Below are 19,628 nucleotides of genomic sequence, written 5' to 3'. Positions count from 1 at the left end.
TGCGCTCCGCGTCCGTCGCGGCGGCGTGAGCCCGCTCGCCCGCGACCCGTGGCCCGCCCGGACCGGACGGCCCCGGACCGGCGGAGCCGGATCAGGCCGTACGGCGTCGGATCCAGCGGAAGCAGCAGCCCGAGGGCCGGTCCGGCTCAGCCGCCGTCGGCGGCCAGCCGGTAACCGGCGCCGCGCACGGTCTGCACCGCCGCCCGGCCGTACGGGGTGTCGATCTTGCGGCGGAGCGCGCTGACGTGGACCTCGACGGTGTTGGGGTCGCTGTCGAGGGCGCTGTCCCAGACCGCGTCGAGGATCTCCCGTTTGGAGACGGCCTCGCCGGCCCGGCGGGCGAGGTGGTCGAGGATGGCGAACTCGCGGGGCGTGAGCGCGATGGGGGTGCCGGCTCTGCTGCAGGTGCGGGCGGCGGAGTCGACGACGAGGTCGCCCAGCACGGTGCGTCGGGGGGCGCGGCTGCCGATGCGGCGGGCGAGCGCCTTGAGGCGGGCGACGAGGACGACGAAGGAGAACGGCTTGGACAGGTAGTCGTCGGCTCCGGTGTCCAGCGCCTCGGCCTCGTCCCATTCGCCGTCCTTGGCGGTGAGCATCAGGATGCCGACGTCGCTGCCGGCCGCTCGCAGACGGGAGCACACCCGGTAGCCGTTGAGGCCGGGCAGCATGATGTCGAGGACGATCACGTCGTAGTCGTGGTCCATGGCCTTGGCCAGGCCGGTCAGCCCGTCGTGGGCCAGATCGACGGAGAAGCCTTCCGCGGCCAGCCCGAGCTGGACCGTCCGGGCCAGCCGTCGTTCGTCCTCCACGACCAGTACGCGCATGCCCACCAGGATGGCAGGTCCCGCGGACGGGAACCTGAAGGCGTCTTCAGCTCTTCAGCCGATCTTCAGCAACGCCCGGACATGCTGGCGGTATCGCCCGGGAACGGTCCCGGGCCCGTCGAGGACAGGGGTGGGTACCGTGAGCGAGCCCAGGGAAGCCGCGGGGCAGGCGGAGCCGCAGAAGGCCTCGGGGAGAACGCGTACGGGTCTGGGGCGTGCCGGGCGGTGGGTGCGCGGGCGGACCGGACGCTGGGTCGCGGTCGGTGCGGCGGTGGTCGTGCTCGGCGGTGGCGCGGCGGCGGTCGCGCTCCACCACGAGGGCGAGGGGCACGGCGACCGCAAGCTCGCGGGCGAGCAGGAGCGGCCCGACGGCCGGGACGGTCGGGATGGCCAGGATGGCCAGGATGGCCGGGACGGCCACGAGCACGGTGGACACCACCGGGGCGGCCACGCGGAGCAGCGCCCGGACGCGCACGGGGCACCGGCGCCGCTGCCGTCGACCGACGCGGCCGAGGCGGTGGCCAAGGCCTCGTCCGCCGTGCCCGGCGGGAAGGTGGAGTCGCTGGCCCCGGCCACCGAACGGAGCGGCGACCGCGCCTGGCAGGCGGTGGTCGTGGGCCCGGACGGCGTGCGGCACCTGGTGACGGTGGACGGCGCCAGCGCCGCGGTCACCGGCAACACGGTCCTGAACGGCTGACCGACCCACTCGTCTCGTCGGCGCGGCCGCGGCCGCGCATCACGGAAGGGAGCGCCGTCCTCGTGGGCGCCACAACCATCCCCCGGTCCACCCGCCGGAGCCAGGACCCGTCCACGGCGCCCGCCTGGAGCAAGGTCCCGCAGGTCACCGCGGTGTTCTGGGTGGTCAAGATCCTCACCACCGGGATGGGCGAGACCACGTCCGACTACCTGGCCCGGGTGCTGGGGCCGGTACCGGCGGTCGGCTCGGCGGCCCTGCTGCTGGCGGCCGCGCTGTTCGCCCAGGCCCGTACCCGCCGCTACGTCCCGGTCGTGTACTGGGCGGCGGTGGTCATGGTGAGCGTGTTCGGCACCATGGCGGCCGACGTCGCGCACGTCGCCCTGGGCGTGCCGTACGCCGCTTCCGCGGTGGCGTTCGCCGTCGCCCTCGCCCTGGTGTTCGTCCTGTGGCGGCGCACCGAGGGGACCCTCGCGGTGGAGACGGTCTCGGGCGGGCGCCGTGAGGTCTTCTACTGGTGCGCGGTGATGGCCACCTTCGCCCTCGGCACCGCCGTCGGTGACCTGGCCGCGGCGACCCTGGGCTGGGGCTACCTGCCCTCCGGGCTGCTGTTCGCCGCGCTGATCGCGCTGCCGGCGCTCGTCCACCGGCTGTCCGGCGTGTCACCGGTCCTCACGTTCTGGTGGGCGTACGTCCTCACCCGCCCGCTGGGCGCCTGCTTCGCCGACTGGGCCGGGGTCAGCCGCGAACGCGGCGGACTGGACCTCGGCACCGGGGCGGTCGCCCTCGCCCTCGCCGTCGTCATCGTCGTGGCCGTGGCGTGGCTGGGGACCACCGAGCGGCGCAGCCCCGGACACTGACCTGACCTGACCTGACCTGACGCGGCCGCGACCGCGACCGCGACCGCAACCGCAACCGCAACCGCAACCGCAACCGCAACCAGCCGACCGAACTCGTCCCCCGAGGAAGGGCGCAGACCATGTCGAACCTGTCGTCGAGCCTTCTGGCCGTCAACCCGCTGGACGCGGGATCACTCCTCGGTGCGTTCGGTGCCCTCGGGATCGCCGTGGTGCTGTTCGCCGAGACCGGCCTGCTGGTCGGCTTCTTCCTGCCGGGCGACTCCCTGCTGTTCACGGCGGGCCTGCTGTGCACCACCGGCGCCCACAGCGGCCCGCACCTGGACCTCGCCCAGGTCCTCGCCGCCTCGGCGGTCGGCGCCCTCGCCGGTGCCCAGGTCGGCTACCTGCTCGGCCGCCGAGGCGGCCGGGCCCTGCTCACCCGCTCCCGCAACAAGCGCCTCCACGAGGGGGCGGCGCGGGCCGAGGAGATCCTGCACCGCTACGGGCACGCCAAGGCCGTCGTCCTCGCGCGCTTCGTGCCCGTGGTGCGCACGGTCCTCAACCCGCTGGCGGGCGCGCTCGGCGTCAGCGCCCGCACCTTCACCCTCTGGCAGGTCATCGGCGGCCTGGTCTGGACGTTCGGGCTGGTCCTCGCCGGGTACGCGCTCGGCTCCTCCGTACCGAACGTCGACCACTACCTGCTGCCCATCGTCGCCGTCGTGGTCGTGGTGTCCCTGCTGCCGCTCGTCCTGGAGCTGCTGCGGTCGCGCCGGCAGGTGGGCACCCGGTGACGGCCGGCTCCCGGGTGCCCGCGTCCGACGGCCCCCGGCTGCTCGCCTTCGACGGCCGCCGGGTCGACGGGGGCCTCTACCTGAGCGTCGACCACTGGGCCCAGCACCTTCCCGCACCGGTGCGCGGGGCGGTCGCGGCCTTCTCGGCCTACGGTCTGGGCCTGCTGGCCGTCCTGATGCTCGCGGGCTGGTGGCGGGCCCGGCGCGGGGACAGCGCCGCCATGGCACGGGCGCTGGCCGCACCGCTGTGCGTGGTCGTGGCGTTCGCGGCCGACACCCTGCTCAAGGGGGTGCTGCGGGAACCGCGCCCCTGCCAGGTCCTGCCCGCCGCGCCGACGCTGGAGGCCTGCCCCGGCGCCGGGGACTGGGCGCTGCCGAGCAACCACACCGTCATCGTCTTCGCGGGCGCCGCCGTGCTGTGGCTGGTGGACCGGCGCATCGGCGCCATGGCCGCCGTCCTGGCCGTCGCCATGGGCGCCTCCCGGGTGGTGGTCGGGGTGCACTACCCGCACGACGTGCTGCTCGGCGCCGTGGTCGGCTCCGCGGTGGGCCTGGCCCTCGGCCTGCTCGCCGCGCGCGCCGGCACCGTGGTGGAGCGCCTCGGCCGGGGGCCGCTGCGGTGGTGGACCGCCGCATGAGCCCGCGCCGCCCGCACACCACGGCCGCGGTGACGGCCGGCCTGTTCGCCGTGCTCGCCGTGGTGCTGGCGATCCGTGGGTGGGCGCCGTTCGGGTTCGAGACGTGGACGATCGCCCGCAGTGCCGCCCATCGCCCGTCCTGGGCCCGGGAGACGGCCGTCGTGGTGTCCTGGTTCGGCACCGGCCCCGCCCCGTACGTCCTGGTGCTCGCGGCCGGTGCGGTGCTCGTCGGCGCGGTGCCCCGGCCGAGGGAGTGGCGGCGAGCCGCCGTGGTGGCGCTGGCGCCGCTCGTGTGGCTGGGCCTCGGGCAGCTTCTGCGCCAGGGCCTGATGCACGGCTTCGGCCGTCCTCGCCCGCCGGGTGTCCACCGGGCGGTCTCCGCGTCCGGCTTCTCCTTCCCTTCCGGGCACACGTTCACCTCCGCGGTGTGCGCCGGGCTCCTCGCGCTGGCGGTGGCCCGGGCGCGCCCGGGCCGGGCGCGGTGGGCGGTGGCGTGCGCGGCCGTGTTCGCGGCCGCGATCGGCGTCAGCCGCGTCTACCTGGGCGTCCACTGGCCCCTCGACGTGCTCGGCGGCTGGCTCCTCGCGGCGGCCTGGCTGGCCGGCGGCGCCCTCCTTCTCCACCGCACCCTGCGGTGGGCCGCCGTTCCGCGTCCCACGTCCGACGAGGGTCAGGCGCCCGGCAGTTCGGGAGCACCGGACCGTAAGGTCGGATGAACGCACACCTGAGCCGCCGGCCACGGACGGCGACCGGGGTGTGCCGCCGGGGTGAATCGGACAGGGAGAACGATGGTGAGGGACGGTCGGGACGCCAGGCGTCCGCACGGCGAGCTGGTCGCGGACGTGCTGGCGGTGCTGTGGGCGGCCGGGGAGCCGCTGACCGCCCAGCAGGTCAAGAAGGCGCTGGACCAGGGGCTGGCCCGCACCACCGTGACGACGATCCTCACCCGCCTGCACGAGAAGGGGACGCTGGTCCGCAGCCGCCCCGGGCGCTCCTTCGCCTACGCACCGGTGGAGGACGCCGCCGGGCTGGCGGCCGGACGCATGCGCCGGGAGCTGGAGAAGGAGCCCCGGCGCGACCTGGTCCTGAAGAGGTTCGTCTCCTCCCTCTCCGAGGACGACGAGGACGTCCTGCGTCGCCTGCTCCTCGACGCCCGGACCGCGACCGCCGCGGCCTCCACCGCGGCCTCGAACGCGGCGGACCCCGGCGGCGCCGAGCCCGAGGACGACGCATGAGCCCGATGCTCGTGCTCGTCGCCCTGGCCGCGCTGCTTCCCTGGGCCGCGGTGCCGGCCGCCCGCCGCCTGGCGCTGCTGCTGCCTCCGCGAGAGGCCTCGCTCACGCTGGCGGGCGCGGCCGTTCTCCTGGCGATCGGCACGATGGCGGCGGTCGCGAGCCTGTTCCACGTCCCGTTCCTGGCCGGCCTGGAGCACCTGCCGCTGTCCACCGTCGTCGCACACTGGCCGGCCGTCGTGCCGGTGTCCGGGGCCGCGGGGGTACTGCTGGCCGTCCAGACCGCGCGGCTGGCATCGCGGTGGCGAAGGCAGCGCGCCCTGCTGGCCCGCGCCTGGGAGCTGGCCGGCGCGGCGACGAACGACGGTGACCTGCTGGTGGTCGCGGGCCAGGAGCCGGAAGCCTTCGCCCTGCCCGGCCACCGCGGGCGCCCCGGCCGGGTCGTCGTCTCCGCCGGGATGCTCCGCGCGCTGAGCCCGGCGGAGCGTGAGGTCCTCCTCGCCCACGAGCGCGCCCACCTGAGCGGGCGCCACCACCTGCTGTCCGCCGCCCCCGACCTCGCCGCCGCCGTGCATCCCGCCCTGGCCCGGCTGGGCGCCGACCTCGACTTCCATCTGGAGCGGTGGGCCGACGAGCAGGCCGCCTCGGCCGTCGCCGACCGGCGCACCGCCGCGACCGCCATCGCCCGGGCGGCGCTGGCCGGATCACCGCGCGCACCCCGGGACGCCGGCCCACTGCGTTCCGTGGGCTCCGGCCCGGTGCCCCAGCGGGTCCGGGCGTTGCTGGCCGCCGAGCCCGCCCGTCCGACCGGCCGCAGGGCGGGCACCGCCGCCGCCCTGTTCGCCGCGGTCGCGGTCGCGGCCCTGCTCGGCACGGCCTCGGCCTACGGACTGCACGAGTACGTCGAATTCGCCGCCCGGACCCTCCGGGCCCACGACGCCGTCTGACGACATCGATGTAGACCAACTGTGCCGGCCCGGATATCGTGAGGCTCGGCTTACCCGTGCGGGCCGTACCGCAGCCGCCCGCCGGCGATCGTCGACCGTCTTCATCCCGGCCTCGGGCTCGGCCTGCCCGCAGGGGTGACGCCTCCGTGGCCCTGGCCGGGGACCACGGTGACCACTGCGGACGATGGGACCTGGCGTGTACGACGGGAGGACGGGGTCGACGAGCCCCTTCGAGCAGACCGTCTACCTCCTGGCCGAGGCCGGCAGGACGGTCGAGCGCTCCCTGGCAGCGCGCCTGGCACACCGGGGGCTGACCTCGACCCACCACGCGCTGTTGTCGACGCTGGCCCGGCACGGACCGCACGGCCGCCACGACCTCGTCGCCCGTGTGACGGCCCCCGCACCCGAGGTGGATCGGGCACTCGACGATCTCCTGTCGGCACGTCTGCTGCAGTCGATGGTCGTCCATGTCGGCGGCCGGCAGGAGGTCCTGACGATCACCCCCTCGGGCCAGGCCGCTCTGGACGTCCTGCACACCGACGCGTCGTCCGTGCAGGAGGACCTGCTGGCGCCCCTGACGAAGGGGCAGCGCGTCGAGCTCAACTCCCTGCTACGGCGGGTGTGCGCGGCAGCCGCCCGCGGCGCGGAACAGCACGCGCGGCCGGGCCCCGGATGGGTGCTCACCGACGGACAGCGGCGGAGATGGGTCCTGCGGGAGAGCGCACCCGAGGCGACCGCCCGCCCGGGGAAGGCCGCGGACGCCGGCGGACGCGGTACGGCGAGGGCCCGCTCCCACCCGTCCACCCCGTGCTGACCGGCCGACGCGAACCACGCCGTGCGACGCCACACGGCAACACCCCCGGAGGTAGCGGCTCGTGACCCACTACAGCGTCGATCCCGACCGTCACGCGCTGATCGCCTCCTGGGGAACCGGCGACGGCCACCTCGCCACCCACATCGGCCTCCTCCCCGCCGATGCACCCGCGTCCACGCTCAAGGGGCTCTCCCGAGCCCTCACCCAGCTCTCGGAGGCGGCCTGGCGCGCCTACACCCACCCCGCCGGCGCCGCCGACTCCCCGGCGCCCGGCCCAGCGGGCCGACCGCGCGGACAGGACCGCGATCACTTCGGCGGGGTGGCCGAGGCCATCGCCAGGCCCGGCCCGGCCGGCGGCCGCGTGGCACTCGTCTCCCGCAGCCACTTGCTCGAATCGGCTCACCGCGTCGGCCGCACTCTGGGCGACCTCGCCGATCCCGTCCTCACCGAGGCCGTCCTGGCCGAAGCCGCCACCGAGCTCGGCGCGGTGGAGAGCGCCGAACTCGGCGACCTGAGCGGTCGCGCCCAGCAAGCCGTCCTGCTCAGCCGGGAGGACGCCTCCCCCGTCCAGGTCGCCGCCGCCGACCGCCTGCTGGAGCAGGACCCCTTCGGCCCGGCCGAACTGTTCTCCACCGTGGACCCGACCGCGGCCGCCGTCGCCGCGGCCCACTGGCTCGCCGCCGCGGCCGAGGTCACCGCCCAGGCGTCCGGCCACGACCCCGTGCAGGTGGTGCAGGAGGCCGACCGCATCGAGCCCCTCCCCCACGAGACCCCGACGATCGTCCTCCGTCTGATCCAGGCCGGGGTCCTCCCGCACGACGCCGTCACCGACCTCGTGCGACACGCCATGCGGATCGCCGAGGGTCTGCTCCCCATCCCGATCACCCTGCGCGACCAGGCCGACGCGGACGCGCCGGAGGAACCGGACGAGACCGTCGCCGAGTACGAGGTCGAGGACGCCCCCGGCCTCGGCGAACTCGCCCTACGACTCACTCCGCTGGACCCCCGGCGTCCCGCGCGGGACCTCCTCGAAGTCCTCGTCGCCGGCATCCGCGCGTGCTGGCTGCTCCACAGCGAGTACGGCGGCCTCGGCATCGACGCGGAGGACCGGGACGACGAGCAGGACGCACCGCGGCGGCGAAGCCGCGAACGCTTCGCCCGGCTCGTCCGCGCAACCGCCGCCCACCACCGCAACCGGCTGGTCTAGGCCCTCTCTTTCGTCCGGGACCGACCGCCGGCCCGCGGGGGCGACGCACCCGGGCCCGCGGGCACGGCGCCGCGACCGGTCGGGAGAACTCTCCGACGCGCGGCAACCTTTCACGGCCGGGCGGCCACCAACGGACGGAGCGCGGCGCCGCGTGCCGGGTGGCCCTGCCCTGGTCGGGCCACGGGCAGCGGTGCGGTGCCCACGCGCACCTTCCCCACCTCCCCGAACCTGGGGCATCCGTCGACCGAAGAGGAAGCATCGCCGCATGAGCAAGCATCGTCACAGCCGCCGCCGGTTCCTGGTCCGGGCCGGAGCGGCGAGCATCGCCCTGGGCGGGGCGGCGGCCGGCGCCGGTCCGTCCGGCGCGCAGGCCGCCACCACGGCGAACGGCACGTTCGGCTACACCGACGACGGTCGCGAGTACACCGTGCACACCGGCGCCGACCTGGTCTTCCGGGTCAGCAGGAGCACCGGGGACCTGACCTCCCTGGTCTACCGGGGCGTCGAGTACCAGGGCTACAACGGGCAGAACTCCCAGGTCGAATCCGGACTCGGCCCGTCCACGGTGAGCATCGCCCGGCACGACCGGACCATCCTGATCAGCGTCGTCCACGGCACCCTGCGCCACTACTACGCCGCACGCCAGGGCGAGAACAACGTCTACCTGTGGACCGACAAGGCGGACGACTCGGTCACCGTCACCCGCTACATCGTGCGCGTCCGCCCCGGCCTGTTCCCCAATGACGACCCCGACTCCTGGGACGCCACCCAGGACGTCCTCATCGAGGCCCAGGACGTGCGCCGCCGACCCGACGGCACCACCCGGTCCAAGCACTACTCCAACCAACGGGTCGTCGACTACCGGTACGTGGGCTGGAGCAAGCCCGGCGTCGGCCTGTGGATGGTGCGCAGCAACCACGAGAAGGCGTCCGGCGGACCGTTCTACCGCTCCCTGATGCGCCACTCCTACGACAACGGGGCGGGCCTGTACGAGATCCTCTACTACGGCGAGAACCAGACCGAGTCGATGCGCTTCGGCCTCCAGGGCCCCTACGTGCTCGCCTTCACCGACGGCGGCGCCCCCTCATCGCAGCTGTGGCCCGAACGCCTCGACACCTCCTGGGTGGACGGGCTCGGCCTGGACGGCTGGGTCGGCGACGGCGACCGCGGAGCCGTGGCCGGGGTGGGCATCTCGGGCCGCGACCCGGCCCTCGCCTACACCGTCGGGTTCGCCAACGGCGACGCGCAGTACTGGGCGACCGCCGACCCGGGCACGGGTGCGTACGCCGCCCGCCGGATGCTGCCCGGCGACTACACCTGGACGGTGTACCAGGGCGAACTCGCCGTCCGCAGCGGAACCGTGACCGTCCGGCCCGGCGCGACGACCGCCCTGCACACCATCGTCCTCACCCCCGCCGACGACCCGGGCCGGGCGCCGGCGATCTGGCGCATCGGCCGCTGGGACGGCACCCCGGCCGGCTTCCGCAATGCCGACCTGGTCACCCACGCCCACCCCTCGGACGTGCGCGCCCGGCCGTGGACCGGTGACTTCACCGTGGGCCGGTCCACGGACGCCGACTTCCCCGCCTACCAGTGGCGGGACGTCAACGACGGCCGGAAGATCACCTTCGACCTGACGGCGGAGCAGGCCGCCCACCCGCGAACCCTCAACATCGGCATCACCACCGCCTTCCTCAACGGCCGCCCCCGGATCCGGCTCAACGACTGGACCTCACCCGTCCCCCAGCCCAACCCCGAACCCAGCACCCGCTCACTCACGGTCGGCTCCTACCGCGGCAACAACCACACCTATGCCTTCGCCGTCCCCGCCTCCGCCCTCCGCCCCGGCACCAACACGCTCACCATCACCGTCGCCTCCGGCAGCAGCGGCTCGCAGTTCCTCAGCCCCGGCTTCGCCTACGACTGCGTCGAACTGCTCGCCTGAGCCCCGACACCCGGGGGACCCGCCCCACCCAGGGGCGGCTCCCCCGGCCGCCTCCGCACGCGCCCTCGGAAAGCGCCCCGACCGCCCGGCCCGATCGGTGCGGCCGGCCGCCCCGGGGAGTCCTCCTGCGGCCACTGAGGCCGAGCGGTGGAGCGGCCGTTGTGCGTCAGACGGCGGTCGAGAGTGCCACCTGGCGCCACTGGTCGAGTTCGCGTCGGACCAGGTCCAGCTTCGCCTCGACGCGCTCGACGGCGTCCGCGCCCAACTGCAGGCGCAGCGGCGGTTCGGGGATCTCGGTGACGTCCACGATGGCCCTGGCGGCCTTCACCGGGTCGCCCGGCTGGCGGCCGTCGTAGCGGGCCAGCGCCTCGCGCACCGGCCGGACACCCTCGGCGTAGTCGTCGATGGTGGCCGGCTCGGTGCGGAGGCTGGAGCCGTTCAGGAAGTCCGTGCGGTGGCCGCCCGGCTCGACGATCGTCACGCGGACCCCGAGCGGGGCCAGTTCGCCGTGGAGGGCTTCGGAGACGCCTTCGAGGGCGAACTTCGACGCGCCGTACAGGCCCACCCCCGGTGCGGTGGCGAAGCCGGCGACGGAGCTGATGTTCAGCACGTGTCCGGACCGCTGGGCGCGCAGGGTCGGCAGGGTCGCCCGCAGCGTGTGGAGCACGCCGAACACGTTGACGTCGAACAGCGCGCGGACCGCCTCGTCCGAGGTCTCCTCGATGGTGCCGAGCAGGCCGTACCCGGCGTTGTTGGCCACGACGTCGATCCGGCCGAACCGGTCCAGGCCGGCCGCCACGGCGGCCTCGAGCCGGCCGGGGTCGGTGACGTCGGCGGCCACGGCCAGCAGGCCGTCCGGCTGCTGCGGGTACGCCTTGAGCACGGCCTGCGCGTCCCGCGCGGTGGCGATCACGCGGTGCCCCCGCTGCAGCGCCTCGCGGGTGATCTCCGCGCCGAGCCCGCGCGATGCCCCGGTGATGAACCAAACGCCCATGTTTCGCTCCTGCTTCAATGGTTCCGACGGGCGGACGACTCGACGCTAGGTCCTAGAGTCCTGTCTAGATCAACAGCGGGGTGAGGGGGATCGCCGGTGGACCTGAGCATCGGTGAAGTGGCGCAGCGCAGCGGGCTGAGCGTGCACGCGCTGCGTTTCTACGAGCGGGAGGGCCTGTTCGCCAACCCGGTGCGACGCCTGGCCAACGGCCGCCGGGTCTACCACGAGGAGGACCTGGAGTGGCTGGCGATCTGCACGAAGCTGCGCTCCTCGGGCATGCCCGTGGCGACGATCCGGCAGTACATCGAGCTGGCCCGGGCGGGGACGGGCAACGAGCACGAGCGGCTTGAGCTGCTGCGGCGGCACGAGGCCCAGGTCGAGGCGCGGATCCGGGAGTTGCAAGGAGCCCTGGACGTGATGCGGGAAAAGGTGCGGATCTACGAGGACCATCTCGCGCGGGGCGAGGCCGGCCGGCTCTGGAACCCGTCCCACCGGGATGCCGAGCGGGCTCCCGATCAGGCGCCAGGAACTGACGCGGTGGCGGCGTCGTAGTCCGCGCGGGGCGGCGGTGAGGTCGGCCGGGGGCGCCGCGCAGCCCCCGGACGTGGCACTCCGCCGAGCCGGTTCACGAGGCGACGCGCTGCCGCCGTCCGCTCGCAGCCTTCGCGACCGCCTTCTGGAGCTCGTCGCGGTTCATGGTCGAGCGGTGCGGGATGTCCAACTGCGTGGCCTTCTCGTAGAGCTGGGCCTTGGTGAGGTCGTTCAGGTCCTCACCGCCGGCGGTGACCCGCTTCTTCGCAGCCGGTTTCCCGCTCCCGGCGCGGGCACGCGAGGTGCTCTTCTTCCCGCCCGTGGCCTTCGGGGTGCTCGCGGTCTTCGGGGCCGCGCCGCCTTTCCGTGCTTTTCGGGCCCGGGGGCGCTCGCCGCCGCGCGCGCTCTCCAAGCTCTGCTTCAGCACCTCCATGAGGTCGATCACGTTGGTGGTCTCCGGCGGCGCGCCCTTGGAGACGGCGACCTCCCGGCCCTCGGCCTTGGCCTCGACCAGCTCGCGGACCTGTTCCTCGAAGGTGTCGTGGTAGTCCTCGGGCTTCCAGTCCACGGTCAGCGCGTCGATCAGCTGCTCGGCCGTCCGCAGTTCGGCTCCGCTGAACTTCGCTTCGCGCGCCGGGAGTTCCGTGATCTCCGCATGCGGGTCGCGGACCTCGTCGGCCCAGTGCATGGTGTGCAGTTCGAGGAGGCCGTCGACGGCGCTCACCGCGGTCAGGTATTCCTTGCCCCGCATGCTGAACAGGGCCAGCCCGGCGCGGTTGGACGTGGCGAGCGCCTGGGTCAGCAGCTGGTAGACCTTGGCGTGCTCGGGTGCCGAAGGTGCGAGGTAGTAGGTCTTGTCGAAGTAGACCGGCTCCACGTCGGCCAGGTCGACGAAGGCGCTGATCTCGATCGTGCGGCTCCGTCCGGGGGAGATCTCCTCCAGCTCCTTCGGCTCGACCACCACGTACTGGCCCTCCGACACCTCGTACCCCTTGACGATCTCGTCGAACGGCACCTCCCTGCCCGTCCGCTCGTTGACCCGCTTGTTGCGCACCCGGTCCCCGGTGCCGCGTTCGAGCTGGTGGAAGCGGACGGTGTGGGAGTCGGTCGCCGAGAACAGCGAGACCGGCAGACTCACCAACCCGAACGTGATCACGCCCTTCCACAGCGGTCTGGCCATCATCGGCCTCCCTTCTCCTCGACGCCCGTCAGTCGAGCCCGCTCCCGGTCCAGCCGCCCGCGGGCGTGCTCGACCCGGCCGGCCGCCTCCGCGGCCCGGTCGGCGGCCGTCACCCGCTCGGCCTCCCGTTCGGCCAGCGCGGCGCGCGCGGACCGGTGTTCCTCCTCGGCGCGCCGAAGCGCCGCTCGGGCCCGCTCGACCCGGCCCGCCGACTCGTCGCGGGCGGCGGCCAGGTGTGCGACCTCGTGCTCCAGGCGCTCGACGTCCTGGAGGGCCGCCCGGTGCTCCCGCTCCGCCGTCCGAAGACCGGTCTCGGCCTCCGTGACGCGCCGACGGACCTCTCGCCGAGCGGCTGCCCGCTCCGCCCGGTCCTCACGCACGACGGACAGCACCGGTCTGACCGTCCGCGCCGACGACCGGGGTTCCTCCGGGCCCGCCGGTTCCCCGACCTCGGCTGCCGAGAACGCGGCCGGCAGGGCGCTCGGCTCCGCCAGGGCCGTGGACAACCGCCCGGCAGCGAACTCGGCCGCCGCGTCCGCGTCGGCCAGTGCCGCCCGAAGACTCCGCTCCACCTCCCGCAGCTGCGCCTCGCCGACCGCCGCACCCGCGGCGGAGGCAGCATCGCGAGCCTGCCCGGTGAGGGCGGTCACGAGGTGGTGGCGCTGCCCGGAAAGCTCACGCAGCGCGGCCCCGGAGAGTTCGCCCTGGGCCCGTCGCAACGCCTCACCGAGCTCCAGCAGGGCTTCGACCTGCTCCGGGTGGTCGCGGACGAGCCGGTTGATCGCGAACGCCGCCGCCGTCGGCCGGCGCAGGGCCTTGATCCGGGCGGCGAGCTGCCGATCCCCCTCGTTCCTCGCCTCGGCGACGGCCCGGTCACGAGCGGCGGTGAACCCGGCGGGCGGGACCGCGTACAGACCCGCGGCCACCTCGTCCAAGCCGTCCACGTCACCTCCCGACCCGGCCACGGCGGTCACCGACCGCGCAGGGCCCGATCGCACGCGGGGCCGCGCCGATCGGTCGGCGGAGGCGGGCACCACGGCTCCCCCGGCGGTAGTGCGCGTACTCCATCGGAGTGCTCCCCGGCCCGCAGGGCGTGTACGGCTGATGGTCCTCCGGCACAGCGGGAGGGTTCCTCCGCCGGCTCCGGCTCGAAGCGCACGACGATCGAAACCATGCGTCGAGACTGGGCCACCGTCGACGCTGCCACATCCGGGGTGGGCCGTCCGAGGCCGCCGGGCTCTCGCAGGACGGCCGTCGGGTCCTGCTCGCCGCGGCATTCGTCGGGATGGCATCCCCCGCCTGCACGCAGGCTCGGTAGGCCGTAGCGTCCGTGCCATGAACGGCGACAACGCTGCCGTCCGGGCCGTGGGGATCCGATCCCTCCAGGAGGTCTTCGACGCGCTGACGCAGACGGACTGCCTCCCCGCCCCCTCCAGCCACCACCGGCCCGGCGTGACGAACGCCTACCGATGGACGCTCGGCACCCGGATCGCCGGCCCCGTCACCCGCGCGGCCGTCGTGGGCAACGCCGTCGCCTGCCGGACCCGACGGCTGGCCGAGTGCCAGGCCTCCGCCGTCGAGATCCGACACGGAGCGCCGGCGCAGACCCGTCCCGACGACGCGCTCGGCGCCCACCAAGCCACGGCCTGGATGAGCGGCCACCACGACGAACACCCGTAGGAACCGGACCCATGCCTCCGACGATCAGCCACTCCCCCCTCGACATCCAGGGCCCGCCGGCGAATCCGCCTTCGGCGAACGCCGGCGGCAGGTACCTGCTCTGGTTGCGCGACGACACGGGACGCAACCGCACGGTCCCCGTGGCCGTGACCGGCCGCGTCGGCCCCGCCGGCCACCCCGTGTACGCCGACCAGGAAGGCACGGTGCACGTCGAGATCACCGACGACGGCCGCCACCGCGCCCTCACCTGCGGCCCCGCCCCGATCATCGCCGCCCTGCCCCTGGGCTGATGGCCGGTGACCCGGGTGGTGACCGTTCCGTGGGGGGGTGGTGAGGGCGGCCGTGTCGCCGTCGGCGAGGCCGTTCCGGTCGCCGTCGGCGCGTGCGCACCGGGCCCGCGGCTTCGTCACCGGCCTCGGCACGTCCTGACGCCACCGAACCGCGGAAGGTGACGTCGAAGAACCGGGGCCGGCCCGTTCGCGGCCGGTCCGGCACCGGCGCCCGAGCGCACCCACGTGACACGGGTCATGCCGAAGCCGACGGGTGGGCGCCTACACTGGGCGGCCACGAGCGGGGCAGCGCGGCCCCGTACCCGAGGCTCGCACCACCGCACCACCGGACACTGGCGAGCACCACCTGCCGAGGGACCCATCGCCGTGCCCGACCTGACACCGGTCATAGCCGCCTGCACCCGCTGGCTCCTGAACGCCTACCCGCCACCGGGCGGCGCGTTCAGTCGCACCCTGGCCGAGACACAGGCCCGGCAGGCCACCGCCCTCGCCGCCGCCCTGCGCTACCCCACCGCGATGGACGTCCAGCTCCTGGACCTGCTCGGCCCCGGCGGAGCCGACCGCCTCGACCGGCTCACCGGCAGCGGCCCGGCCCCGGACGGCTCGGCCTGGCGCAGCTGGGTCGACGAGACCGTCGTCAGCTGGGCCGCCTGCCTGCTCGCCGATCCCGTCCTGGCCGCCCACGCCCACCGGGCGCTGGCCACGACCGAGCACCACAGCGGGACCGGCGCCCTGCGCCGTCTCACCCACCCCGGTCCCCACGACACCCAGGCCGCCGTCCTGCTGCGCCACCCCGACCTCCTCGAACCCGTCGCCGCCCTGCACCGGATCCGGCTCCTGGAGCGGTTGAACGCGGAGGGCGTCCAGGCCGCGTGACGGAGAAGGTGGCGCACTTCGGCGAGCAGTCCCCCCTCGGCCGCCCCGCCCAGCCCGCCGAGATGGCCCCCGCCTACGTCCTCCTCGCCTCATCCCAGGCGTCGTGCATCACCGGCGAGATCCTCAACGCCACCGGCGGCACCCCGCTGCCGTAGCGGACCTCCGACACGGCGAGCCGCCGATCCGCCGGTACTTCGGGGCTGGCCCCGGCCCGGGGTGCGACGTCCTCCGGCCCCGCCGACCCGGCTCCGCGCGCACGACGTCCGCCACCGGACCCGCGGCTGCCCCGGTCGCACCGTCCCCGCACACCGCGCGGCCGATCCCGCGCGACCGGCGCGTCCCGCGAAGAATCGTGCGAGCCGATCCGCCGGAAGCGACGACACCGTTTCCGGCCGTGTCCGTGGGACATACGCCGGGACGAGAACTCCGCTCCTGGGAGCGCGGCTTCATGACACACGACTGCTCCACACACGGTGATGCCCGGTCCGTGGCCGATGCGGGCCGCGTCATCCGGTTCGGCGTCGAGGAGGAGTTCCTGCTGGTGGATCCGGTCACGCGGCGCACCTCCCCCCGGGCGCACCTCGTGGTGCCCCACGCCTCCCGGACCTTGGGCGACCGGGCACAGTACGAGTTCCTGACCACCCAGGTCGAGATGTGCACCAGACCCGTCACGAGCGCCCTCGCACTCCACGCGGAGCTGGTCGCCGGACGCCTCGCGATGGTGGCGGCGGCCGAGAACGCCGGGTGCCGCCTGGCGGCCACCGGCACCGCCGTCCTGCCCAGCTGCCACCCCCTCCCGGTGACGTCCGACGACCGCTACCGGCGCGTCGCCGCGCACGTGGGACGCGCCGCCGACCAATGCGGCGGCGAGATCTGCGGCTGCCACGTCCACCTCGGCGACCTCGACCGCGCCGAGGCGCTGGCCGTCAGCGCGCGGCTGAGCCCCTGGCTGCCCGTCCTTCAGGCACTCTGCGTCAACTCACCGTTCTGCGAAGGGCGGGACCACGGGGCTGCGAGCACCCGCGCCGGCCGCTACCTGGCCTGGCCGACCTGCGGGCCGGCCCCCGTCCTCGACGCGGACGGCTACGAGCGGACGGTGACCCGGCTCCTCGCCCAGCGCGTGATCCTCGACCGGAAGATGCTCTACTGGTACGCCCGGCCGTCCGAGCACCTGCCCACCCTGGAGGTGCGGATCGCCGACACGAACGCGGACGTGCACGCCCCGCTGCTGCTCGCCGTCCTGCTGCGCGCTTTCGCCCGCACGTTCCTGTCCGAGCACCCCACCTGCGTTCCGACGCCGCGGGTGTCCGGCGCGGTCCTGCGCGAAGCCCACCGGCAGGCCGCACTGAGCGGGCTCGCCGGCGTCGGAACACACCCCGCCACCGGATGCCGGCTGCCGATGTCCCGGCTCGTCGCCGACCTGGTCGAGCTGGCCTCTCCCGCCCTGGCCCGGTCGGGTGACCTCGACCTCGCGCAGCTGCTCCTGCGGGAGCGGCTGACCCACGGCACCGGAGCGGATCGACAGCGGGCCGTCTTCGCCCGCCGCCATTCCCTGACCGACGTCGTCGACGACCTCGCCCACCTCACCGCCGCCCCCGGCACCGCTGCGGCTCCCGTCACCGTCACCCGCACCGGTTTCGCCCGCCTGGGCAGTACGGCGGACGCAACCTGAGTGGGGCTGGAGGGGACGTTCATCGCGCAGTGAGTCGCGCCGTCCTCGTCGCCGGTGATCGGACAGCCGCCGACCCGGCCGTCGTAGGCCTACCGGCCTTCGGAGTTGAGGATCGAGGAGCACACGTGGAGCCGCCCGATGACCGTCTTCATCACGGAAGGGTTGTCGCCGAGCCAGACGGGCACAAGGTTCCGGCCCTGCCGTTCAGAGCCGGACGGTGAACCAGGTGGTCTTGCCGTTGCCGCTGGGGCGGACCCCCCAGCCGTCGGCCAGGGCGTCGACGATGATGAGCCCCCGGCCGGACTCCTCCTCGCTGGTGGCGAGGCGGGGGTGGGGCAGCTGGGAGCTGCGGTCGCCGATCTCGACGGTGAGTTCGGTGCCGGTGCGACGCAGCTGCAGGTCGATCGGCCCCCGGCCGTGCTGGACGGAGTTGGTGAGGATCTCGGACAGCAACAGGCAGGCGTCGTCGGTTCGCTCGGCGCAGCCCCAAGCGGTGAGCGTCTTGGTGAGGAAGGCGCGGGCCTCGCCGACGGAGGAGGGAACGGTGGGCAGGTTGGTGGTGGCGGTGGCCAGCGGGGCGGCGGGCAGCCGGAGCAGGAGCAGGGTGACGTCGTCGTTGTGGCCGTCGGTGTCGGGCAGCACGGCGGAGAGGACGTGGTCGGCGACGGCTTCCAGTCCGCCGTCACCGGTGAAGGCGCGGCCGACGGTCGCGACCAGCTCGGTGATCTGGGCCTCGAGGTCGCCGCCGGGGGTCTCGACCAGGCCGTCGGTGTAGAGAAGCAGGGTGGCGCCGGGCGGTACGGCCAGACAGGCCTGCTGGTGGGGGATGCCGCCGACGCCCAGCGGGGCGCTCACCGGGGCCGGTAGCGCCCGGACGGTCTCGCCGGGGGCGGCCAGGAGGACGGGCAGATGGCCGGCCGAGCAGATCGTGACCTCGCCGGTGTCCGGGGCGATGACGAGGTAGCAGCAGGTGACCAGCTGGTCGGGCAGCTCCAGGTCGGTGACGGCCGCGTCCAGGGCCTGCATGAGCTGGCGGGGTTCCATGCCGGTCTTGGCCAGCGCGTGGGCGGCGGAGCGCAGCTGCCCCATGACGGCGGCCGCCTCCAGCCCGCGGCCCATGACGTCGCCGATCAGGACGCCGACGCGGCCTGCGCCCAGGGGGACGAGGTCGAACCAGTCGCCGCCGACCCCGGCGCCCTGGGTGGCGGGCAGGTAGCGGCTGGCGGTGGCCAGGCCCGGGATGGCGGGTGGGGTGCCCATCAGGCTGCGCTGCAGGGTGAGGGCGATGTGCCGTTGCTGTTCGTACAGGGCGGTGAGCTCCGCCTCCGCTCGTTTTCGGTCGCTGATGTCGCGGACGATGGCGCAGGCGCCGGTCACCGTGCCGTCGGACGTCCGGGTGGGCCACAAGGTCACGTCCACGTCGATCAGCCGACCGCTGCGGGTGACCCGCAGCGTCTCGAAGTGCTCGACCTTCTCCCCGTCTCCCAGTCGCTTCAGCAGCGTGGTGATCTCCTCCTGGTACTCGGGCAGGGCCAGCATGGCCACGTGGCGGCCGAGCGCCTCGGCGGCCGTGTAGCCGTACAGCGAGTGCGCGGCGGCGTTCCAGTAGGTGATGCGGCCGTCGAGGGTCTTGGCGAGGATGGCGTCCTGGGAGGACTCGACCAGGGCGGCGAGCTCGTTGATGCGGGCTTCGGCGGCCTTGCGGTCGCTGACGTCGCGCACGGCGGCGGAGAAGAGCAGCCCGTCCGCGGTCTCCAGCGGGCTGAGACTGATCTCGACCGGGAACTCCGTGCCGTCCTTGCGCAACCCGTGCAGCTCCAGCCCCGCCCCCATCGGACGCACCTGACGGTTCGCCGCGTACGCGTCGCGATGCCGGTGATGCTGACCCCGGAACCGCGTCGGCACCAGCAACTCCACCGGACGCCCCAGCAGTTCCTCACGCGGGTAGCCGAACAGCGCCTCCGTCTGCGCGTTGACCAGCGTGATGACCCCCGCATCGTCCGCGATCACCATCGCGTCCGGCGCCGCCTCCAACAACGCCCGGAAGCGGGCTTCGGCGGCCTTGCGGTCGCTGACGTCGCGCACGGCGGCGGAGAAGAGCAGCCCGTCCGCGGTCTCCAGCGGGCTGAGACTGATCTCGACCGGGAACTCCGTGCCGTCCTTGCGCAACCCGTGCAGCTCCAGCCCCGCCCCCATCGGACGCACCTGACGGTTCGCCGCGTACGCGTCGCGATGCCGGTGATGCTGACCCCGGAACCGCGTCGGCACCAGCAACTCCACCGGACGCCCCAGCAGTTCCTCACGCGGGTAGCCGAACAGCGCCTCCGTCTGCGCGTTGACCAGCGTGATGACCCCCGCATCGTCCGCGATCACCATCGCGTCCGGCGCCGCCTCCAACAACGCCCGGAAGTGTTCCTCCACCGCCCCGACACCCACCGTGACACCCGGGCAACCCGGCCCCTGGCCGGCAGCCG

Annotated in this window: 20 protein-coding genes and 1 pseudogene; 16 read left to right on the top strand and 5 right to left on the bottom strand. The window is 74.4% G+C overall.

What is annotated here, in order from left to right:
* Positions 1-146 precede the first annotated feature (146 nt).
* Positions 147-824 (bottom strand): response regulator transcription factor, encoded by a 678-nt coding sequence (locus tag ACIRD3_RS03410; protein WP_402210924.1) that lies wholly within the window; start codon positions 822-824, stop codon positions 147-149.
* Between the two features lie 139 nt (positions 825-963).
* On the opposite strand from ACIRD3_RS03410, the gene ACIRD3_RS03405 reads away from it, so the two are divergent.
* The 10 genes from ACIRD3_RS03405 (at position 964) to ACIRD3_RS03360 (ending at position 9,931) form a co-directional block, all read left to right on the top strand.
* Positions 964-1,521: a hypothetical protein gene (locus ACIRD3_RS03405; RefSeq protein ID WP_402210922.1), complete on the top strand. Its 558-nt coding sequence runs from the start codon at positions 964-966 to the stop codon at positions 1,519-1,521.
* Positions 1,522-1,583: 62 nt separating this feature from the next.
* Positions 1,584-2,378, top strand: a complete 795-nt coding sequence (locus ACIRD3_RS03400) for a hypothetical protein (protein ID WP_402210920.1) — start codon at positions 1,584-1,586, stop codon at positions 2,376-2,378.
* Positions 2,379-2,497: 119 nt separating this feature from the next.
* The gene (locus ACIRD3_RS03395) at positions 2,498-3,148 is read left to right on the top strand and encodes a DedA family protein (protein WP_402210918.1); all 651 of its coding nucleotides are present in this window, start codon (positions 2,498-2,500) and stop codon (positions 3,146-3,148) included.
* Positions 3,145-3,786, top strand: coding sequence for a phosphatase PAP2 family protein (locus ACIRD3_RS03390; RefSeq protein ID WP_402210915.1), 642 nt, complete (start codon positions 3,145-3,147; stop codon positions 3,784-3,786). Before ACIRD3_RS03395 ends, ACIRD3_RS03390 begins: the two co-directional genes overlap by 4 nt.
* Positions 3,783-4,502, top strand: a complete 720-nt coding sequence (locus tag ACIRD3_RS03385) for a phosphatase PAP2 family protein (protein WP_402210912.1) — start codon at positions 3,783-3,785, stop codon at positions 4,500-4,502. Before ACIRD3_RS03390 ends, ACIRD3_RS03385 begins: the two co-directional genes overlap by 4 nt.
* A gap of 72 nt (positions 4,503-4,574) precedes the next feature.
* Positions 4,575-5,021, top strand: coding sequence for a BlaI/MecI/CopY family transcriptional regulator (locus tag ACIRD3_RS03380; RefSeq protein WP_402210909.1), 447 nt, complete (start codon positions 4,575-4,577; stop codon positions 5,019-5,021).
* Complete coding sequence (locus ACIRD3_RS03375; RefSeq protein WP_402210907.1) at positions 5,018-5,965, top strand: M56 family metallopeptidase; 948 nt, start codon at positions 5,018-5,020, stop codon at positions 5,963-5,965. The genes ACIRD3_RS03380 and ACIRD3_RS03375 overlap by 4 nt, the downstream gene beginning before the upstream one ends.
* A gap of 184 nt (positions 5,966-6,149) precedes the next feature.
* Positions 6,150-6,779 carry a MarR family winged helix-turn-helix transcriptional regulator gene (locus ACIRD3_RS03370; protein WP_402210904.1) on the top strand — a complete coding sequence of 210 codons (630 nt, stop codon included), beginning with the start codon at positions 6,150-6,152 and terminating at the stop codon, positions 6,777-6,779.
* Between the two features lie 61 nt (positions 6,780-6,840).
* The gene (locus ACIRD3_RS03365; protein ID WP_402210901.1) at positions 6,841-7,986 is read left to right on the top strand and encodes a hypothetical protein; all 1,146 of its coding nucleotides are present in this window, start codon (positions 6,841-6,843) and stop codon (positions 7,984-7,986) included.
* Between the two features lie 265 nt (positions 7,987-8,251).
* Complete coding sequence (locus ACIRD3_RS03360) at positions 8,252-9,931, top strand: rhamnogalacturonan lyase B N-terminal domain-containing protein (protein ID WP_402210898.1); 1,680 nt, start codon at positions 8,252-8,254, stop codon at positions 9,929-9,931.
* A 166-nt stretch (positions 9,932-10,097) separates the two neighbouring features.
* Here the strand turns inward: ACIRD3_RS03360 and ACIRD3_RS03355 are convergent, their stop codons facing one another.
* A complete protein-coding gene (locus tag ACIRD3_RS03355) occupies positions 10,098-10,925 on the bottom strand; it encodes an oxidoreductase (protein WP_402210895.1) in 828 nt (275 codons plus the stop codon).
* Positions 10,926-11,021: 96 nt separating this feature from the next.
* On the opposite strand from ACIRD3_RS03355, the gene ACIRD3_RS03350 reads away from it, so the two are divergent.
* Positions 11,022-11,477: a MerR family transcriptional regulator gene (locus ACIRD3_RS03350; RefSeq protein ID WP_402210892.1), complete on the top strand. Its 456-nt coding sequence runs from the start codon at positions 11,022-11,024 to the stop codon at positions 11,475-11,477.
* 73 nt (positions 11,478-11,550) lie between these two features.
* On the opposite strand, the gene ACIRD3_RS03345 is transcribed toward ACIRD3_RS03350, so the two are convergent.
* A complete protein-coding gene (locus tag ACIRD3_RS03345; protein WP_402210890.1) occupies positions 11,551-12,639 on the bottom strand; it encodes a Ku protein in 1,089 nt (362 codons plus the stop codon).
* The gene (locus tag ACIRD3_RS03340; RefSeq protein WP_402210887.1) at positions 12,636-13,580 is read right to left on the bottom strand and encodes a hypothetical protein; all 945 of its coding nucleotides are present in this window, start codon (positions 13,578-13,580) and stop codon (positions 12,636-12,638) included. The genes ACIRD3_RS03345 and ACIRD3_RS03340 overlap by 4 nt, the downstream gene beginning before the upstream one ends.
* Positions 13,581-13,971: 391 nt before the next feature.
* Between ACIRD3_RS03340 and ACIRD3_RS03335 the strand changes: the two genes are divergently transcribed.
* The 5 genes and pseudogenes from ACIRD3_RS03335 (at position 13,972) to ACIRD3_RS03315 (ending at position 17,154) form a co-directional block, all read left to right on the top strand.
* Positions 13,972-14,316 (top strand): hypothetical protein, encoded by a 345-nt coding sequence (locus ACIRD3_RS03335; RefSeq protein WP_402210884.1) that lies wholly within the window; start codon positions 13,972-13,974, stop codon positions 14,314-14,316.
* A gap of 11 nt (positions 14,317-14,327) precedes the next feature.
* Positions 14,328-14,606, top strand: coding sequence for a DUF6296 family protein (locus ACIRD3_RS03330; RefSeq protein WP_402210881.1), 279 nt, complete (start codon positions 14,328-14,330; stop codon positions 14,604-14,606).
* A gap of 366 nt (positions 14,607-14,972) precedes the next feature.
* On the top strand, positions 14,973-15,482 hold the full coding sequence (locus ACIRD3_RS03325) for a hypothetical protein (RefSeq protein ID WP_402210879.1): 510 nt from the start codon (positions 14,973-14,975) through the stop codon (positions 15,480-15,482).
* Between the two features lie 11 nt (positions 15,483-15,493).
* A pseudogene (locus tag ACIRD3_RS03320) lies at positions 15,494-15,637 on the top strand (SDR family oxidoreductase); the annotation flags it as partial.
* 332 nt (positions 15,638-15,969) lie between these two features.
* Complete coding sequence (locus ACIRD3_RS03315; RefSeq protein ID WP_402210876.1) at positions 15,970-17,154, top strand: YbdK family carboxylate-amine ligase; 1,185 nt, start codon at positions 15,970-15,972, stop codon at positions 17,152-17,154.
* A gap of 204 nt (positions 17,155-17,358) precedes the next feature.
* On the opposite strand, the gene ACIRD3_RS03310 is transcribed toward ACIRD3_RS03315, so the two are convergent.
* Positions 17,359-19,575 (bottom strand): PAS domain S-box protein, encoded by a 2,217-nt coding sequence (locus tag ACIRD3_RS03310; RefSeq protein ID WP_402210873.1) that lies wholly within the window; start codon positions 19,573-19,575, stop codon positions 17,359-17,361.
* Positions 19,576-19,628 lie beyond the last annotated feature (53 nt).

It is taken from the genome of Kitasatospora sp. NPDC093550 (assembly GCF_044764985.1).
In the GTDB taxonomy this organism is placed as follows: domain Bacteria; phylum Actinomycetota; class Actinomycetes; order Streptomycetales; family Streptomycetaceae; genus Kitasatospora.
The sequence above is the reverse complement of the archived record's forward strand: the minus strand, read 5'-3'. Positions and strand labels throughout refer to the sequence as shown.

Bases quoted from the DNA above. Each gene is read 5' to 3' on its own strand.
- ACIRD3_RS03370 (WP_402210904.1), top strand. From the start codon at position 6,150: ATGGGACCTGGCGTGTACGACGGGAGGACGGGGTCGACGAGCCCCTTC.
- ACIRD3_RS03395 (WP_402210918.1), top strand. From the start codon at position 2,498: ATGTCGAACCTGTCGTCGAGCCTTCTGGCCGTCAACCCGCTGGACGCG.
- ACIRD3_RS03335 (WP_402210884.1), top strand. From the start codon at position 13,972: ATGAACGGCGACAACGCTGCCGTCCGGGCCGTGGGGATCCGATCCCTC.
- ACIRD3_RS03345 (WP_402210890.1), bottom strand. From the start codon at position 12,639: ATGATGGCCAGACCGCTGTGGAAGGGCGTGATCACGTTCGGGTTGGTG.
- ACIRD3_RS03360 (WP_402210898.1), top strand. From the start codon at position 8,252: ATGAGCAAGCATCGTCACAGCCGCCGCCGGTTCCTGGTCCGGGCCGGA.
- ACIRD3_RS03385 (WP_402210912.1), top strand. From the start codon at position 3,783: ATGAGCCCGCGCCGCCCGCACACCACGGCCGCGGTGACGGCCGGCCTG.
- ACIRD3_RS03410 (WP_402210924.1), bottom strand. From the start codon at position 824: ATGCGCGTACTGGTCGTGGAGGACGAACGACGGCTGGCCCGGACGGTC.
- ACIRD3_RS03330 (WP_402210881.1), top strand. From the start codon at position 14,328: ATGCCTCCGACGATCAGCCACTCCCCCCTCGACATCCAGGGCCCGCCG.
- ACIRD3_RS03380 (WP_402210909.1), top strand. From the start codon at position 4,575: ATGGTGAGGGACGGTCGGGACGCCAGGCGTCCGCACGGCGAGCTGGTC.
- ACIRD3_RS03375 (WP_402210907.1), top strand. From the start codon at position 5,018: ATGAGCCCGATGCTCGTGCTCGTCGCCCTGGCCGCGCTGCTTCCCTGG.
- ACIRD3_RS03355 (WP_402210895.1), bottom strand. From the start codon at position 10,925: ATGGGCGTTTGGTTCATCACCGGGGCATCGCGCGGGCTCGGCGCGGAG.